Annotated in this window: 18 protein-coding genes; all 18 read left to right on the forward strand. The window is 68.5% G+C overall.

Annotated elements, in window-relative coordinates:
* Positions 1 to 231: 231 nt before the first annotated feature.
* Entirely contained in the window at positions 232 to 636 is a 405-nt protein-coding gene (locus VK611_26855) for a hypothetical protein (GenBank protein ID HMG44982.1), read from the forward strand.
* Complete coding sequence (locus tag VK611_26860; GenBank protein HMG44983.1) at positions 636 to 2,342, forward strand: hypothetical protein; 1,707 nt, start codon at positions 636 to 638, stop codon at positions 2,340 to 2,342. Before VK611_26855 ends, VK611_26860 begins: the two co-directional genes overlap by 1 nt.
* 11 nt (positions 2,343 to 2,353) lie before the next feature.
* Positions 2,354 to 3,862, forward strand: a complete 1,509-nt coding sequence (locus VK611_26865; protein ID HMG44984.1) for a phage portal protein — start codon at positions 2,354 to 2,356, stop codon at positions 3,860 to 3,862.
* A complete protein-coding gene (locus tag VK611_26870; GenBank protein HMG44985.1) occupies positions 3,859 to 4,599 on the forward strand; it encodes a hypothetical protein in 741 nt (246 codons plus the stop codon). Before VK611_26865 ends, VK611_26870 begins: the two co-directional genes overlap by 4 nt.
* A gap of 53 nt (positions 4,600 to 4,652) precedes the next feature.
* Positions 4,653 to 5,333 (forward strand): hypothetical protein, encoded by a 681-nt coding sequence (locus VK611_26875; protein HMG44986.1) that lies wholly within the window; start codon positions 4,653 to 4,655, stop codon positions 5,331 to 5,333.
* 23 nt (positions 5,334 to 5,356) lie between these two features.
* Positions 5,357 to 6,049 (forward strand): hypothetical protein, encoded by a 693-nt coding sequence (locus VK611_26880; GenBank protein ID HMG44987.1) that lies wholly within the window; start codon positions 5,357 to 5,359, stop codon positions 6,047 to 6,049.
* Entirely contained in the window at positions 6,049 to 7,092 is a 1,044-nt protein-coding gene (locus tag VK611_26885) for a major capsid protein (protein HMG44988.1), read from the forward strand. Before VK611_26880 ends, VK611_26885 begins: the two co-directional genes overlap by 1 nt.
* Positions 7,092 to 7,376, forward strand: a complete 285-nt coding sequence (locus tag VK611_26890) for a hypothetical protein (protein ID HMG44989.1) — start codon at positions 7,092 to 7,094, stop codon at positions 7,374 to 7,376. Before VK611_26885 ends, VK611_26890 begins: the two co-directional genes overlap by 1 nt.
* A 250-nt stretch (positions 7,377 to 7,626) precedes the next feature.
* Positions 7,627 to 8,046, forward strand: coding sequence for a hypothetical protein (locus tag VK611_26895; GenBank protein ID HMG44990.1), 420 nt, complete (start codon positions 7,627 to 7,629; stop codon positions 8,044 to 8,046).
* 38 nt (positions 8,047 to 8,084) lie between these two features.
* A complete protein-coding gene (locus VK611_26900) occupies positions 8,085 to 8,390 on the forward strand; it encodes a hypothetical protein (GenBank protein HMG44991.1) in 306 nt (101 codons plus the stop codon).
* 25 nt (positions 8,391 to 8,415) lie between these two features.
* Positions 8,416 to 8,742 (forward strand): hypothetical protein, encoded by a 327-nt coding sequence (locus VK611_26905; GenBank protein HMG44992.1) that lies wholly within the window; start codon positions 8,416 to 8,418, stop codon positions 8,740 to 8,742.
* Positions 8,743 to 8,921: 179 nt separating this feature from the next.
* On the forward strand, positions 8,922 to 9,308 hold the full coding sequence (locus VK611_26910; GenBank protein ID HMG44993.1) for a hypothetical protein: 387 nt from the start codon (positions 8,922 to 8,924) through the stop codon (positions 9,306 to 9,308).
* Positions 9,309 to 9,377: 69 nt separating this feature from the next.
* A complete protein-coding gene (locus VK611_26915; GenBank protein HMG44994.1) occupies positions 9,378 to 10,037 on the forward strand; it encodes a hypothetical protein in 660 nt (219 codons plus the stop codon).
* A gap of 84 nt (positions 10,038 to 10,121) precedes the next feature.
* A complete protein-coding gene (locus VK611_26920) occupies positions 10,122 to 10,403 on the forward strand; it encodes a hypothetical protein (protein HMG44995.1) in 282 nt (93 codons plus the stop codon).
* A 14-nt stretch (positions 10,404 to 10,417) separates the two neighbouring features.
* Positions 10,418 to 10,777 carry a hypothetical protein gene (locus VK611_26925; protein HMG44996.1) on the forward strand — a complete coding sequence of 120 codons (360 nt, stop codon included), beginning with the start codon at positions 10,418 to 10,420 and terminating at the stop codon, positions 10,775 to 10,777.
* Between the two features lie 5 nt (positions 10,778 to 10,782).
* Positions 10,783 to 11,268: a hypothetical protein gene (locus VK611_26930; protein HMG44997.1), complete on the forward strand. Its 486-nt coding sequence runs from the start codon at positions 10,783 to 10,785 to the stop codon at positions 11,266 to 11,268.
* An 18-nt stretch (positions 11,269 to 11,286) separates the two neighbouring features.
* On the forward strand, positions 11,287 to 15,402 hold the full coding sequence (locus tag VK611_26935) for a peptidoglycan DD-metalloendopeptidase family protein (GenBank protein HMG44998.1): 4,116 nt from the start codon (positions 11,287 to 11,289) through the stop codon (positions 15,400 to 15,402).
* A gap of 3 nt (positions 15,403 to 15,405) precedes the next feature.
* Positions 15,406 to 16,314 (forward strand): hypothetical protein (locus tag VK611_26940; protein HMG44999.1); only part of this gene is annotated, 909 nt, incomplete at its 3' end.

Below are 16,314 nucleotides of genomic sequence, written 5' to 3' on the forward strand. Positions count from 1 at the left end.
TGGCGCTAAACGTTTTGACAGGTTTAGTCCGGTTTTGTCACATATCGTGTCATACGGGACACACCAAGATCCAGATCGCTGTGACCAGCAGTGTTAGCAACTACGTAACCTGACCATGGACCCGCACGGGCCGGTCAGCCGCCCGCACGGGAGGAAATGGACATGGGAAGCCGCGGACCGCTCGGAAATGACCCCAGTCGGCAGACTCGATTCCGTCGTGACCAGACGCCGATGCGCCTGGTGGTGGCCCAGCGGGCATCACAACCGGAATTACCTGAGTTTGACTTCCAGGTCAAGATCGACGGCGTCTTCGTGACCCAGGAGTGGTTCTGGCCGGAGCGGACCCGGAACTGGTGGCGGACGTGGGCGGACAGCCCGCTGGCGCCCGACTTCACGGAGTCCGACTGGGAGTTCCTCCTGGACACCGCGCTCATCCATGCCCAGTTCTGGAACGGCGACATGAAGGTCGCCTCCGAGCTCCGGCAGCGGGTCGGCAAGTTCGGCGCCACCCCCGAGGACCGCGCCCGGCTCAAGGTCCAGTTCGCCGACGCCGACGACGCCACCGACCGGCGCGAGCGCAAGAAGGACATGTCGGAGTCCCGCAAGCGTCGTGGCCCCCTCACCGAGGCGGGTTGATGCCGTGGAAGCCCAGCGCACCAGGTGAGGTCCCCACCCTCGGCTACTACGTCATCGACTGGATGACGGACATGCTCGCGGCCCCCGGCCGCGCCGAGTACGAGCCGTTTCGCCCGTACCGCGAGCAGGAGGACTTCCTGCTGCGCTTCTACGAGATCAACCCCGACACGGGCCGCTTCCGCTACGACCGTGGCCTCCTGGGCCGCCCCCGTGGCTGGGGCAAGTCGCCCATGCTGGCCGCCCTCGCGTGCGTGGAGGCCCTCGGGGACGTCCTCTTCGACGGCTGGGACACCAAGGGCCAGCCGGTGGGCCGGCCGTGGCGCACGGTGCGGACCCCGATCGTCCACATCGCCGCCGTGTCGGAGATGCAGACCCGCAACACGTGGCAGCCGCTGCTGGAGATGATCCGCGAGGGTCCCATCCTCGACGAGTTCCCGGATCTCGACCCGATGGACTCATTCGTGGCGCTGCCGAAGAAGGGCCGCATCCAGCAGATCACGGCGTCCGCCAGGTCCGTCAAGGGCGCTCCTGCGGTGTTTTCGACCCTCGACCAGACCGAAGAGTGGGTCCCCTCGAACAACGGGCCCATGCTCGCGCAGAACCTGCGCACCAACTCCTCGAAGAACGGTGGCCGGACGGTCGAGGCGCCCAACGCCTTCATCCCCGGCGACGAGTCCGTCGCCGAGGAGACCGCCAGCTGGATGGCCGCCATCGACGAGGGCCGCGCCCGCGCACTCGGGCTGCTGTACGACCACCGCGAGGCGCCCGCCGACACCGACATGACCGACCACGACTCGCTGATCCGTGGTCTGCGCCACGTCTACGGCGACTCGTCCGGCCACGCCGACGGGTGCGTCCTGCACGAGCCCGCCTGCCCGCCCGGACACGTGGACCTCGAATCCCAGATCAACCGCATCTGGGACCCCGCCACCGACGTCCAGGTGGCCCGTTCGGACTATCTGAACCAGATCACCCACGCCAGCGACCAGTGGTGCCCCGCGGTGCAGTGGAACGCCCGCGACGCCACCAACCCGCTGTTGCTGGAGTCCCTCGGTGTCATCCCGGAGATCGCCGCCGGCGAGCAGATCACGATGGGCTTCGACGGCTCCCGCGGACGCGAGCACGGCCGCGCCGATGCCACCGCGCTCATCGGCTGCCGCATCCGCGACGGCCACGTCTTCACCATCGGCATCTGGGAACCCCCGGAGGTGGTGCGCAAGCGCGGCACCGAGGCGTGGGAGCCGCCCACGACCGAGGTCGACGCGATGGTCCGGTGGGCCTTCAAGACGTACAAGGTGGTCGGCTTCCTCGCCGACCCGCACGGCTGGACGGGCCATGTCGCCGCCTGGGAGGCCCAGTTCGGCGCCCGGCTGCGCGTCAACGGCCAGCACCAGCACCCCATCCAGGCGTGGCCGCGTGGCCGCGACGTCCGGATGGTCGAGTGGGTGCGGCGCACTCACGACGCCATCGCTAACGGCGAGATGACGCACGACGGCCACCCGGTGCTCATGCGCCACGTGCTGAACGCCCGCAAGCGCACGGTCCCGCAGGGCTACCTGCTCTACAAGTCCTACCCGGACTCGCCGAACAAGATCGACGCGGCCTACGCGATGGTCCTGGCCTGGCAGGGCCGACTCCAGGCCATCGCCATGGGCATCGGCCGGGGCACCAAGCGCAAGTCCAACAAGGTCGTCGTCCTGAGCTGATCGGAGTGGTCGTGGCCCTAGTCCCCGCGCTCATCAGCCCTCAGCTCCACGACGACGAGCAGCGCCTGCGCAACGAACTGCGCAACCAGCTGCAAGAGAAGGAGAAGCGCAACGCGCTCCGGTCCGCCTACTACGACGGCAAGCGTCGCCTGGAGAAGTTCGGCATCTCCATCCCGGAGGAACTTCGCGACGTCGAGACCGTCATCGGGTGGCCCGCGAAGACCGTGGACGTCCTCGAACAGCGTCTCAACTTCGAGGACTACGTCATGCCGGAGGAGTCGAGCCTGCTCGACGACCTCGCCGAGATCGACGCGATGAACAACATGGGTTTGGAGCGCTCGCAGGCACACGTCAGCGCGCTCATCCACGGCACCGCGTTCGTCTTCGTCACCGCTGGCGACGAGGCGGCGGGCGAGCCGGAGATCGTCTACTCGATCCGCTCCGCCCGGCAGGCCACCGCCCTCTACAACCGCCGCGCTCGCCGCCTCGACGCGGCGCTAGAGGTCGTGTCCGGTCGTGGTTCGGAACTCACCGAGATCCTGTACATGCCCGACCGCGTGCTCGTGATGGAACGCGACCAGAACGGCACGTGGACGGTGGATCGCCGTCCGAACCCGACCGGGCGCGTCCTGTGCGTCCCGTTGATCCACCGCCCTTTCATCGAGCGGAAGTTCGGCATGTCCCGCATTACCCGCCCGGTGATGTCGTGGACGGACATGGGCGTGCGCACGGTGATGCGCACCGAGGTGTCCGCGGAGTTCTACTCCAGCCCGCAGCGCTACGCCATCGGTGTCGACGAGGGAGCCTTCGCCGACAAGGACGGCAACATCAAGACCGGCTGGGAGACCGTCCTCGGTCGCATCTGGGCGGTCCCGCACGGCGAGTACGACGAGGACTCCGGCACCACGCCGCACCCGACCGCCGTCGGCCAGTTCCCGCAGATGACGATGCAGCCCAACATCGAGCACCTGCGCGAGATCGCCACCATGTTCGCCGGCGAGACCTCCATCCCGGTGTCGTACCTGGGCATCATCCACGACAACCCGGCGTCGGCCGACGCCATCAACGCCGGCGAAGCGGACCTCAACAAGGTCGCCGAGCGCGACCACGTGTCCTTCGGCTCCGGCTGGGTGAGCCTCGCCCAGCTCTCGATCATGCTGCGCGACGAGACCGACGAGCTGCCCGAGGAACTGCGGCTGCTCAAGTCGCGGTGGGGCAACCCGGCCACTCCGACCCGCCAGGCTGCCGCCCAGTCCGTCATGTCGCTGGTCTCCACCGGCGTGTACCTGCCCCGCTCGGAGATCACCTGGGAGCAGATCGGGCTCGACCAGGCCACCATCGACCGGCTCAAGCTGGAGGAGAAGGCTGAGCAGGCCCGCATCAAGCGGGAGATGCTCGTCCAGGCCGCCGCCGCCGCGTCCCCGCGGGCGCAGGAGCTCGGTGGCCGGCAGCAGCAGTTGCAGGGCGGCCAGCCGCCCGCCGGTAACCCGCGGGCCATCGGGCCCGCCGCCGGCCGATGACAGCCATCGACGACCTCCAGGACGAACTGGCCACCTACCGGCTGCTCGCGATCGACATGGTGCTGGCGGCCGTCAACCGACTGACGGACGCCCAGCTCCGCGACCCGCAGGCGGCCTACCGGGCGCTCCAGGAAGCGTTCCTGGAGATCGTCATCAGCTTCGGCGAGCAGGCCGCCCAGTCCGCCGTCGACTACCTCGCCTTCGACCGGGCCAACGCCCGGCAGCTCGACACGCCACCGCTCATCCCCGACGGTCTGATGCTCCCCGACCAGATCGAGGGGGCTCTTCAGTGGGCGCTCCGGCCACTGGCCGAAGGGGATCTCGAGCGCGTTGAGTCGCAGTTGTCCGGCGCCACGCAGCGCCTCGTGTGGCAGGCCGGTCGCGACACCATCGCCGACAACATCGCCCGCGCCGGCACCCGCTTCGCGCGCGTGCCCCAAGCCGACGCCTGCGCCTTCTGCCTGATGCTCGGCTCCCGCGGCGCCGTCTACATCACCGAGCAGACCGCCCGGTTCACCACCGGGCGGTCCACCGCATCGAGCGGGCGCCCGGCGGGTGAGCGGTACCACGACAACTGCCGGTGCCTGCCGCGGGAGATTCGCGACGACAACGAGGACGAGCTGCCCGACATCACGACCCGGCTGGAGACCGTCTGGGGCGACTCCCGGGCCTCCAACCTCACCCAATTTGCCGCGTACCTCCGCGAGAACCCCTTCGCCGAGGGCGTCCGCTACTGACTCCCGGCCGCACGGCCGACACCTCACAACTTTCCCGCACGGGAGGAATCTCCATGACCCCGCTCCGCACTCACCCGCGCCACGGCGTCCCCGCTTACCTGAGTCATCTCGGCTTCGAGACGACTGAGGGCGGCGGTGGCGGTGCCCCGAACGCTTCGGCGGACAACCCGCCGAAGGAGACGGGCAAGGCCGACGACTCCAAGACCCCGCAGGGGGACAAGGAGACCGACTGGAAGGCCGAAGCGCGCAAGTGGGAGGGCCGGGCCAAGGAGAACTCGAAGGCTGCCGACGAAGCGAAGGTCCTCAAGGACCGGCTGGACAAGCTCACTCCGCTGGAGAAGCTGGCCGCCGCCCTCGGGGCTGACCCGGCCGCCGGCCCGAACGACGTCGACAAGCTCACCGAGAAGGTCACGACGTTCGAGAAGCGCCTGGCCGAGGAGCAGACCGCACGGTACCGCGCCGAGGTCGCCAACGAGAAGAAGCTGACTGCCGACCAGGCCAAGTGGCTGACCGGCTCGACACGGGACGAGATGACCGCCAGCGCTGACGCGCTGATCGCGGCGTTCCCCACGCCGGAGCAGAAGCCCGGTGGGAACCCGCTGCACATCCCCCAGTCCGGCACCGGTGACAGCGCCCCCAAGCCGGGCTCCGTCAACGCCGGGCGGGACATGTACCGCGCCGAGCGCGACCAGCACAAGCCGAACCAGTCGCAGCAGCTGCAAGGCCAGAACTGACCCTCCCCTGAAAGGGAATACCCATGCCCCGTTACCAGACGGAGAGCTGGGGCGCCGGTGACATGTCCTGGCTCGGTTCCACCCACGGCATTTACAACTGCCGAACGGTGGCGCCGGACCCTGCCATGTTCACCGCGGTGGCGTACCCGGACGGCGTGCCCTCGGGCACGCCGCTGGGCCTCATCACCGCTACCGGGCTTTACGGCCCGTACACCGGCGACTCCAGCGACGAAGTCCAGACCATCACTGAGGGCGGCTCGGGTCTCACGAGTTTCACCCTCACCTACGCCGGCCAGACCACCACCTCCCTGCTCGCGGCGGCCACGTCCGCCCAGGTGCAGGCCGCGCTGGAGGCACTGTCCAACATCGCGGTCGGCGACGTCACCGTCACCGGCGACGCGGGTGGCGTCTACACCGTCACGTTCGGCGGCAACCTCGCCAACACGAACGTGGCGCAGATGACGTCCACCCCGACCGGTGGCACCGGCACCGTCACCGTCGCCACCTCCACCGCTGGTGGCGCGGACGTCGGATCGGACGGCCGCCAGATCCTGGCTGGCTTCCTCTACACCGACCAGAAGGCGCCCGCCGAGGGCGGCTGGCCGATGCTCGACCACGGCCGCGTTCGCACCAGCCTCCTCCCCGTCGCGGGCTTCCTGCCGACTGGCCACAACACCAGCGGCACGTTCGTGTTCATTGAGGGGAGTGCGGCCTGATGCTGTGGACCGACCTCATCGACCCGGCCACGCTCACCGGTTACGCCCGCGAGTCCCTCGCGGACTACGAGGCCCGGCAGGGCTCGCTCAACCGGTGGCTCCCCAACCGACCCGTTCCGGACGTGGTGGTCCGGTTCATCAAGGGCCGCACCGGCCTCGTCGACACCGCGAAGTTCCGCGCGTACGACGCTGAGCCGGAGATCGGCAAGCGGCTCACCCAGCAGCGCGTCAGCATCGAGCTGCCGGCGCTGGGCGAGAACCGCCCCGTCACCGAGTACGAGCAGCTCCGTGCCCGCGGTGGCAACCTCACCGCCGAAGAGGCACTGCTGACCATCCAGGGGGAGACCCGCTGGGCGGTCCGCTCGGTGTCCGACGCGATGGAGTACATGCGTGGCGTCGTCATCGCCACGGGTGTCGCCACCATCGACCAGGACAACTTCGAGTCGACGGACGACTTCGGTCGCCCCGCCGGCAACGAGACGTCCGTCAACGTCGACTGGGACGAGGCCAACGCCGACGGCCTGGAAGACCTGCAAGAGGCCATCGACGCCTACGAGACGTCCGCGAGCACCCTGCCGGGTGCCCTGCTCATGTCCCGCCGGGCGTTCCGCTCCCTGGCCGGGCACGACGTGTTCCGCACCACCCTCATCGGTGGCGCTGAGCGTCGGGCCTCGGACTCGCAGGTGCGCGACATCGTCTCCGGTGCCGGTCTCCCGCCGATCTACCTGTACGACCGCAAGATCATGCTGGCGGGTTCCCTGACGCGGGTCCTCCCGGACCACACCGTCTACCTGATGCCGAACCCGGTCGGGTCGGACGACTGGCAGGGCACCGACCTCGGTGCCACCTTCTGGGGCCGCACCCTCACCTCCACGGTGAGCGACTGGGGCATCCAGCCGTCGGAGCAGCCGGGCATCGTCGCTGGCGTGTGGCGCAACGACAAGCCCCCGATGGGCGTGGAGGTCATCTCCGACGCCATCGGACTGCCGGTGCTCGCCAACGCGGAGCTGAGCTTCGCCCTCCAGGTGCTGGACAACGCCTGATGACCCGCCGCCTGCGACGGAACGTGCTCCTGCGCAATGGCACCTACACCGAGGTGCTGTTGAAGGGGAGCGCGGTCCCCGAGTGGGCGGAGGGTCGCCTGAGCGATCGCCACATCACGGAGGGGGACGACGAGTCCCCCTCCGCGGTGGACGGCGAGGTTCAGCCGCCCCCGCTCAAAGGCCCCGGCTCCAGCCGGGCCGCCTGGGCCGCGTACGCCGAATCCCAGGGCGTCACGGTCACCCCCGACATGACCAAGGCCGACATCCAGCACGAGCTCGACTGACAAAAACGCCCCCGGCGAACCGGGGGCGTCTTCGGAACTCCTCGCCAGAGGGATCCCCAGCGTAAGCGCCTTCGACTGAATCTGCCAAGCCCGCCTTCGTAGGTCTTACCGGTTGTGCCTACTGGCGGTGTCTCGGGAGACCTCGGTCTCCGGTGAGACGGTGCGTTCGGCCAAATGCGGCGCCTCTGGGGGCTTGGCAGGTCGTGACCATATCGCGCGGACCACAGAACCACAACCCCCGGAGGCGGCCATGGCCTACACGCCCACCAGCGCCGTCACCGACCGGTGGATCGGCGAGGGCACGGTGCCCGCAGACGACGTCATCGCGACCATCATCGACGACGCCGAAGACACCATCCTCGCCGCCATCCCCGACCTCCAGGCCCGCCTTGACGATGGCCGGATCCCGCTCGCGCGACTCCAGAAGGTCGTCGCCCGGATGGTGATCCGGCACTTCAAGAACCCCGAGGGCTACCGGCAGATGCAGGAGACCACCGGCCCCTTCACCCGTGGCTTCACCCACGGTGGCGACGAGCCCGGCTCGGTCTTCCTCACCTCCGCCGAGCGCCGCGAGCTGCTCGGTGGCCGGGAGGGTCGCGCCTTCCAGATCGACACCGTGCCCGCAGGTGCGCCGTTCCGCCGAACGTGGGACTCGGAGTTCATCCCATGACTTTCCCGCCCGTGATGGGGCCGGTGACGGTCCGGCGGATGGGACGCACCGTCTTCGGTGACCCCGAGGCTGTGACAACGCACGTTGTCGAGGGCTGCGCGTGGGGTCCTCGGAACGAGTTCGAGGACAACGACCTGCGCGAGACGGTCGTCACCCAGTACTGGCTGTTCGCGCCCTACGGCGCCGACATCCACCCGCCGGACGAGGTCATCATTCCCAAGATCGTCGACGACGAGGGCACCTCGGTCGTCTGGCAGGTCCGAGGCGAGCCTGCCCGCTGGGAGTCCCCCTGGACCCGCATCGAGGTCGGCCTGGCGCTGATGTTGGAGCGCGCCGCCGGTTGACCCCACAACTGAACCGAGGTGACCCGTGGCTGCTCGCTACAAGCCAGATCACCAGGGCACCGGCCGGCTGCTGCTGAGCCCCGGCATGTTCGACCTCGTCAACGCCTACGCCGATGCGGGCATGCGCTACGCGCAGCAGATCTCGCCCGCCCGCACGGGTGACTACAAGGACTCCTTCCGTGTGGAGGAGAACCACGAGATCACCATGACGTCGAAGGACGGGCACCGTACCCGCCGGGCGGCAGCGCGCATCGTCAACGACTCGCCTCACGCCCCCGAGGTCGAATGGCAGTGGGGCCACCACATCCTCGGTCGGACCATCGACTTCGTCGAGCGGGTGAAGACCCAGTGACCACCATCGAGATCCCGAAGCGGTGGATCGGCGGCCGGTATCGGATGACGCGGCACTGGACCAGGTTCCTGCCGATCCACCTGAGCCGCCTGTGGATCGGCCCATGTCGCTGGCGTGACATCCGTGGCCTCGGTCTCGGATTCGGCCCGTTCGTCTTCTACGTCGGCCGGTGGTGATCCGTGGCTGACCTGTCTCCCTGGCCGGACCCGCACGTGATCCTCATGGCTCTGCTGGAGGACTTCACCACCTCCCCGGTGGTCGGTCCCCGGCTGCACCTCGACTTCCAGCGGGACATGCCGCTCATCCACGTTCGCAAGGTCGGCGGCACCAACGACAAGATCACCGACTTCGCCCGGATGTCGGTCGACGTCTACTGCCGCACCTACCCGGAGGCCAGCGCACTCGCCGAGGGCATCCGGCAGCGCCTCATGGCCTACCCGTACATCCTCCCCGGTGCCGGGCGCCTCGACCGCTGCGAGGTCGAGTCGTCCCCCTTCGAGGTGCCGTGGTCTGACGACACGTTGCGCTACCTCACCGCGACGTACCTCATCACCACCCGCCGCTAAACGCCCCCCACACCCATCCGCCCCGCCCTCAGCGGGGCTTCATCGCCCCGTCAGAAGGGACACGTCGTCATGCCGCTTTTCGACGACATCAACGTCAGGAACAACGACCTGGTCCGTAAGGGCATGGCGGGTGCGGTTTTCGTCGCCACCATGGCCACCGCGGCACCGACCGCCATCACCGACACCGGCGGCGCCCTCGTCGCCATCCCCGTGAACTTCACCCCGTTCGGGTGGATCTCCGAGGACGGCGTGTCGTGGGCTCGCGAGACTGAGGTCTCCGAGATCTACGGCTGGGGTGGTTCGGAGCCCATCCGTTCCGACATCCGGCGAGCCACCAAGCGGATGACCGTCACCGCCTTCGAGACCAACCGGACCGTGCTGGAGGAGTACCTGGGGCAGAGCCTGTCCGCGGTCGACACCAGCACCGGTGGGGAGTCCTCGTTCGACGAGGCGCCGCTGCCGCCGTACCCGTTCCGCCGCCTCCTGGTGATCGCACGCGACACCGCCGGCGCCGGCGAGTACTACCGGGGCCAGCTGTTCCTGCGGGCCAAGGTCACCGAGGTCACTGAGCAGGTGTGGGCCGACGCTGACACGCCGGTGGCATACCAGCTCACCTACACCGCCTTCCAGGACAACGACGCCGGTACGGCCGTCCGCCACTTCTTCGGCGGCCCCGGCCGTGTGCCCGAGGACGAAGGCTTCCCGGCCGCCGGCCAGTCCGGCTCCTGACAGACGCGCGAATCGGCCCCGTTTCTTGTGGGGGGACGGGGCCGGTTCGCGCCCTGCACACCACCCCCACATCTTGGAGATCACATGCACGAGCGCACCTTCACCCGCGGCGAGGTCACCGTCACCACCAAGACGCCAGCCCGCGCCACCCAGCTCGTCGCCGAAGGCTGGACGGAGATCCACGACTGGCCCACCGAGCGGCCGGAGCCCGGCCACCGCTTCGAGACCGAGCGGGGCCAGATCATCGGCACCGTCACGGCGTCGGACAACGCCACCGGCCCGCACGTCGCCGTCGAGTCCAAGTCCGTCGGCCGTCGCAGGCGCGCCGAGACCAGCGAGACGCCCCCCACCGACACCACCGAGTAAGGCAGGACCCCCACATGCCGCCTCGCAAGACTGCCGCCCCGTCCGACCACAAGGCCAAGGGCGGCGCCCGCCGCGCCACCGCCGCGTTCGACCTCGACGCCCTGGAGCGCGAGGGCGAAGACATCAAGCCGCCGTTCAAGTTCAAGCACGGTGGCAAGGTCTTCACCCTCTCCGACCCCGCCGAGATCGACCTGTCCGAGATCGTCGAGATCGGCACCAACCCCTCCGGCGAGGCCGGGCTGTTGGCGAACCTCATGGGCGACCAGTACGAGGACATCGTCAATGCCGGGAAGCTGCCCCAGTGGAAGCTCGGGCCGATGCTCCAGGCCTGGTACGACCACTACGGGCTCGAACCGGGAAAATCGCGCGGCTGAGGGCGTTGCTGGTCCGCTACTGGGACCACATTGAGGCGGACCTGGCTTTCAGCCCCGGCGCGTGGGACCTCGGCACCCTCTTCCGCGAGTGGCGCACCCGGTGGCGGTTCCTGCTCAACCTCATCGACCATCTGCCCCGCACGTCGTTCTTCGCCGACGCGATGGCGCAGGACGACGACCTTGTCGAGCAGAGCCGCGACCGCCTCGGTGGCCACAGCGCGTGGCGCCCCAGCGTGTCCGAGTGGGGCCTGCTCGAAGAACTCGTGGCCAGCGTCTCCGACGAGGTGAGACGGCTCAACAACAACTTCGTCACCGTCAACAGCAAGAAGGGCAAGCGGCCCAAGCCGCCGAAGCCACACCCACGCCCCGAGACCGCGATCGAGCGGGCCAAGAAGCGGTGGGGCGCTGAGGACGTGCTGTCCATCGTGGCGGCCGTCACGCCCGACGCTGCTGGCCGGGTGGGGCGCGCCCTCGGCATCACCGACGAGTAACCAGATGGGGGTGGCGGCGTGGCGTACCGCGTCGGTCAGGCGTTCATCGACGTCGCCCCCTCCCTGCGAGGCTTCCAGAAGGCCATCAACAAGGAGATCCAGAACCAGTTCAAGAACGGGCTCAAGGTCCCCGTCACGCCGCAGATCAGCCAGTCCACCCGGCAGCAGGCGCAGCGTGCTGGGGCGGACGCCGGCGGCGCCTACGCGCGCGAGTTCAAGAAGCGGGTTGAGGCAGCTCTCCAGACCCTCCCCACCATCGAGGTCAACGCCGATACCACTGAGGCCGAGGCCGAGGTCGAGAGCCTCCGGCGCCACCTTGAGCGGCTGCGCGACATGAAGGTCGGCGTCGACATCGACGCCTGGGACGCCATCCGGGAGATCCGCGGCATCCACCGCAGTCTTGAGCGGCTGTCCACCGACAGCGCCGAGATCCAGGTCGAGGCCGACGCCGGTGCGGCTGCCGCCCATCTCGCTGCCATCAGCCAGCAGGCCGACGCCCTCGACGGCAAGACCGTCAACATCGACGTCGACGTCGACAAGTCCGGCCAGGCCATCGGGTCGCTGCGGTTCCTGTCCGGCTCCATCAACTCCGTCCTCGTCACTGGCGCCCTGCTCGGGCCGGCGCTCATCCCTGGCCTCGCTGGGGCTGCCGCTGCCGCCATCGGACTCGGTTCCGCGCTGTCCGGTGTCGGCATCGGCCTGGGTGGCCTGATCGCTGCCGCGCTCCCGGCCATCTCCCGCGTCACCGAGGCCGTGCAGGCGCAGGAGGCTGCGGAGAAGTCTGCCTTCACCAGCAGCTCCGGCAACGCCATGCAGCGGGTGTCGGACGCCTACGCCGTCGCTGCCGCCGCGGAGCGGGTCGAGGACGCCCAGCGCCAGGCCGACCGTGCTGCCGTGGACGGTGCCCGTGCCGTCGAGAACGCCGTCGAGAACGTCGCGCGCGCGCGCGAGCGCGCGGCCGACATGGTCGAGCAGGCTGAGGAGAACCTGGCCGACGCCTCGCAGGACGTCATCGACGCCCAAGAGGCCCAGACCGAGGCGCAGCTGGAGCTGAACCAGGCCCGCGAAGACGCGCTCGAAACGCTCTACGAGATGAAGGAGCTGGTCGACGACCTGGCGCTCGGTGAGCAGCAGGCCGCACTGGCGCTGGAGCAGGCGCAGAACGATCTCGCCGAGATCATGAACGAGTCCGGCGGCACCGCCGTCGAGGCTGGCCAGCAGAACCTCGCCAACGCGCAGGCGGAGCTCAACGCCCTCCAGGACTCCGGCATCGCCACGCAGCTCCAGCTGGCCCAGGCACAGCTCGCCGTCACGCAGGCCCAGGAGGCCCTCAACGCGGCCATGCTGGAGCAGGAGCAGTTGGCCCTGGACCAGCAGCAGGCGGCGCTCGACGTCGCTGAGGCTGAGGACCACCTGAGCGACATCCTGCACGACCAGCAGAACGCGCAGGAGGCGCTCGCCGAGGCCAACCAGCAGGGCATCGACGGCATGCCCGCCGTGGTGTCCGCGCAGGAGGCCTTGGCCGACGCCAGTCAGAGTGTCGCTGACGCCGTCGCCGCCCAGGCTGACGCCCAGGAGAACCTCGCCGACGTCCAGGTCGAGGCGGCACGACTGGTCTCCGACGCCCAGGAGCAGGCCGCCGTGGCCAGCGAGAACGCTGCCAGGGCGCAAGCGGACGCCGCGCGAGCCGTGTCGCAGGCCCTGACGGCTCAGTCGCAGCAGGCCCAGATGGCGGCCATGCAGGTGGACCAGGGCTCCGAGGCGACCCGGAACCTCGCGTACGCGATGGGTCAGCTGACTCCGATGCAGCGGCAGCTGATGGCTGGCTGGCTCTCCCTCAAGGACGCCTTCACGTCGTGGGCGGAGGAGCTGGAGCCCGCGGTCCTTCCGCTGTTCATCCAGGGCATGCAGATGATCGAGGACATGCTGCCCCATTTGACGCCGATCGTTCTTTCGGCGGCGAATGCCATCGGCTACCTTCTCGACCTTGCTGGTGAGACCTTCAAGGACCCGGTGTGGCAGGAATTCTTCGCCATGATCGCGGCCACCGCTGGTCCGAATATCGCCATGTTCGGCGAGATCTTGCTGAACCTGGGCACCGCATTCGCTGCCATCCTGACGGCATTCGCACCGTTCGCCAGCCAGTTCCTCGCTGGCCTGGTGGAGATGACCGAGAAGTTCGCCGCATGGGCCAGCAGCACCGAGGGCCAGAACGCCATCCAGGGCTTCATCGACTACGTCCTGGATATGTGGCCGCAGGTCAAGGAGACCCTGAATTCCCTCTGGGATGTCCTGGTCTCGATCGTCGAGGCACTCACGCCGCTGGCCGGTCCGGTGCTGGCCACGCTGGAAGGCTTCTTCGGCACGATTTCGAGCCTCCCGCCTGGGGTTCTGGCCGCGCTGGCTGGTGGATTCCTGACCATCGCGCTGGGCATCAAGGCTGCCTCGATTGCGCAGGCTGCATTGAACCTTGGCCTCAAGGGAATGGCCACAATCGGCATCATCGGGCTTTTGATCGCCATCGCCGCTTACATCGTACATTTGTGGCAGACCTCGGAGACGTTCCGCACGGTGGTCACTGCAGTGTTCGACGCCGTCTGGGGCGCGATCAAGTTCGTCTGGGAATGGATCAAGGACAACTGGAAGCTCCTGCTCATTATCCTGAGTGGGCCGTTCGCGCCTTTCGTCGCCCTTTTCATCAAGCACTTCGACACCATCAAGAACACCGTGATGGGCGTCATCAACTGGGTGAGGGACAATTGGCGCGGAATCGTTGACTTCTTCCTCGATCCGATCCTCTGGGTCATTGACCAAGTGTCCATTCACTCGGATACGATCAAGGGCATTTTCTGGGCATTGGTCAACGGAATCATCGGCTTCTTCTCGGGAATGTTCGACGTCCTTGGCGACATTTTCGGTGGGCTGCTCGACCTGATCACCGACCCGGTCGGAACGATCATCCGCTGGATCAACAAGCACCTGATCGGCAACCTGAACAAGATCACCAAGCTGTTCGGGTTCGAGATCCCCACCATCGACTTCGGTGGGGGCTCCAGCGCCGGACCGCCGCAGACCGGCCACGGCAACGGTGACGTCATCGCCATGAACTCCGGCGGCCTCGTTCCCGGCGGTGGCCCGGACCGCGACTCCGTCCACACGTTCCTGACGCCCGGCGAGGGTGTCATCAGCCGTGGCCGGATGAGCGAGATCGCCGCCGAGATGGGCACCAACCCGGCCACGGCGGCGGCCCGCATCAACGCCGGTTCTGGTGGTCCGTTCGACTTCATCGGCGACATTGCGAGTGGTGCCTGGGGTGCCATCTCCTCGATCGGTTCCCAGATCGGGGACTGGCTCAAGGAGGGCGCCGCCTACGCCGCGGACAAGCTGATGACGCCCCTCGTGGACAACGTCGCGCACGTCGTGCCTGGCCCCGAGTTCGTCCAGACGTTCTTCCGGGGCGCGCTTGGCAAGGCCAAGGAAGTCATCGTCGACTGGGCGGAGGGCAAGGACTCCGAGGAAGACAAGACGCCCGCCGGCTTCGACGCCAACGGCAAGTTCGGCTTCCCGCTCCCGCGGGGCGCCTACACCGTGGGTCGCGGTCCCAAGGGCCACGGGTACAACGCCTGGGACTTCCCGGCGGTCACCGGCACGCCGGTGTTCGCCCCCATGGCGGGCACGCTCAAGCAGGTCAACGTGGTGGGCAGCTACGGCCGGCACATCTACGTGCAGGCCGGGAAGCTCGCGTTCCTGGTCGCCCACCTGTCGAAGCAGGTCGGCGCGAACATGCGCCAGGTGGCCCGCGGCGACCTGGTCGGCCGGGTCGGTTCGACCGGTAACTCCACCGGGCCTCACGCACACGTGGAGGTCCGACTGGGTGGCTCGCGCCAGGACCCGGCGAACTACCTGACGTTCGACAGCGGCGGGATGCTCATGCCCGGTCTGACCTTGGCCTACAACGGCACCGGCCGCCCCGAACGCATCCTCGACGCCAGCGAGAGCTACCAGTACGACCGGGGCTCCAGCGGCGGCGGGACGGTGTTCCAGATCTACGGCACCCCGTCCGGCCTGGTCCATCAGGTCGCGTTCGACATCGAATCCAAGCGGAGGGCCCGGCGGCCCCTGATGACGGGATAGCCGATGCCTCTTCGCCCGCTACTCGCCCCACCGCCGGAACCGCCGGTCGTCGTCCCCCCGTTCCCCACTCCCGCGCCACCACCCCCGGCGCGCGAGTACATCGAGTGGACGCCGGCCGGCGGCCCGACCTTGATCCTCTCCGAGCACAACTACGAGGGGATCATGCTCGGCGGCGGCGAGGCGTACCCGCCCATCATCGGGCTGGACATGCCTCCGCAGGAGGAGTTCGACACCCTGCTCATCGGTGGCGGTGAACTGTTCAACGGCCGCCGGTGGGCGGCACGGCTCATCTCCCTGCCGGTCGTCATCCACGCTGACAGCCTCGACCAGCTCCGCCTGTACCGCCGCCAGCTGATGGGCTCCTTCAACCCCGCCCTCGGCGACGGCGTGCTCACCATCGCCTACCCGGACGGCGTCCGCCGCCACATCAGCGCCCGCTACTCCAGCGGGCTCGACATCGCCGAGATCGGCCGGATCGGCTACCCGTACACGGACGTCTTCAGCATCACCCTGAAGGCGCGTGACCCGTTCCCGTACGGCGACCTCGCCGTCATCGCGTTCGACCCGCCGCAGAGTTACCAGTTCTTCGCCCCGCCAGGCGACACCGTCAACGTCTTCTACATCTCCAGCGCCAACACCACCGGCGACGCCGACGTCATCATCGACGGCGAGGTCGAGACGTGGCCGGAGTTCGTTCTCGGTGGCCCGATGACCACGGCCGCGCTGCGCAACCGTGACAGCAACAAGCTCCTGTCGTTGACGCCGAACCTCACCGTCAACCAGACGCTCACCGTCCGCATGGACCCGCAGACGTCGCCGACGCGGAAGTTCACCCGCGAGACCGGCGCCAGCGTGTGGGCAGGTGTGGCGGGCCAGTTCCCCGTCATGTGGTCGCTGCGGCCGGGGCTCAAC

Source organism: Acidimicrobiales bacterium (assembly GCA_035316325.1).
Taxonomy (GTDB): domain Bacteria; phylum Actinomycetota; class Acidimicrobiia; order Acidimicrobiales; family VFJN01; genus DASXTK01.

Excerpts from the sequence above, each read along its gene's own strand:
- VK611_26855 (HMG44982.1), top strand. The coding sequence starts at position 232 with ATGCGCCTGGTGGTGGCCCAGCGGGCATCACAACCGGAATTACCTGAG.
- VK611_26860 (HMG44983.1), top strand. The coding sequence starts at position 636 with ATGCCGTGGAAGCCCAGCGCACCAGGTGAGGTCCCCACCCTCGGCTAC.
- VK611_26870 (HMG44985.1), top strand. The coding sequence starts at position 3,859 with ATGACAGCCATCGACGACCTCCAGGACGAACTGGCCACCTACCGGCTG.
- VK611_26875 (HMG44986.1), top strand. The coding sequence starts at position 4,653 with ATGACCCCGCTCCGCACTCACCCGCGCCACGGCGTCCCCGCTTACCTG.
- VK611_26880 (HMG44987.1), top strand. The coding sequence starts at position 5,357 with ATGCCCCGTTACCAGACGGAGAGCTGGGGCGCCGGTGACATGTCCTGG.
- VK611_26885 (HMG44988.1), top strand. The coding sequence starts at position 6,049 with ATGCTGTGGACCGACCTCATCGACCCGGCCACGCTCACCGGTTACGCC.
- VK611_26890 (HMG44989.1), top strand. The coding sequence starts at position 7,092 with ATGACCCGCCGCCTGCGACGGAACGTGCTCCTGCGCAATGGCACCTAC.
- VK611_26895 (HMG44990.1), top strand. The coding sequence starts at position 7,627 with ATGGCCTACACGCCCACCAGCGCCGTCACCGACCGGTGGATCGGCGAG.
- VK611_26900 (HMG44991.1), top strand. The coding sequence starts at position 8,085 with ATGGGACGCACCGTCTTCGGTGACCCCGAGGCTGTGACAACGCACGTT.
- VK611_26915 (HMG44994.1), top strand. The coding sequence starts at position 9,378 with ATGCCGCTTTTCGACGACATCAACGTCAGGAACAACGACCTGGTCCGT.
- VK611_26920 (HMG44995.1), top strand. The coding sequence starts at position 10,122 with ATGCACGAGCGCACCTTCACCCGCGGCGAGGTCACCGTCACCACCAAG.
- VK611_26925 (HMG44996.1), top strand. The coding sequence starts at position 10,418 with ATGCCGCCTCGCAAGACTGCCGCCCCGTCCGACCACAAGGCCAAGGGC.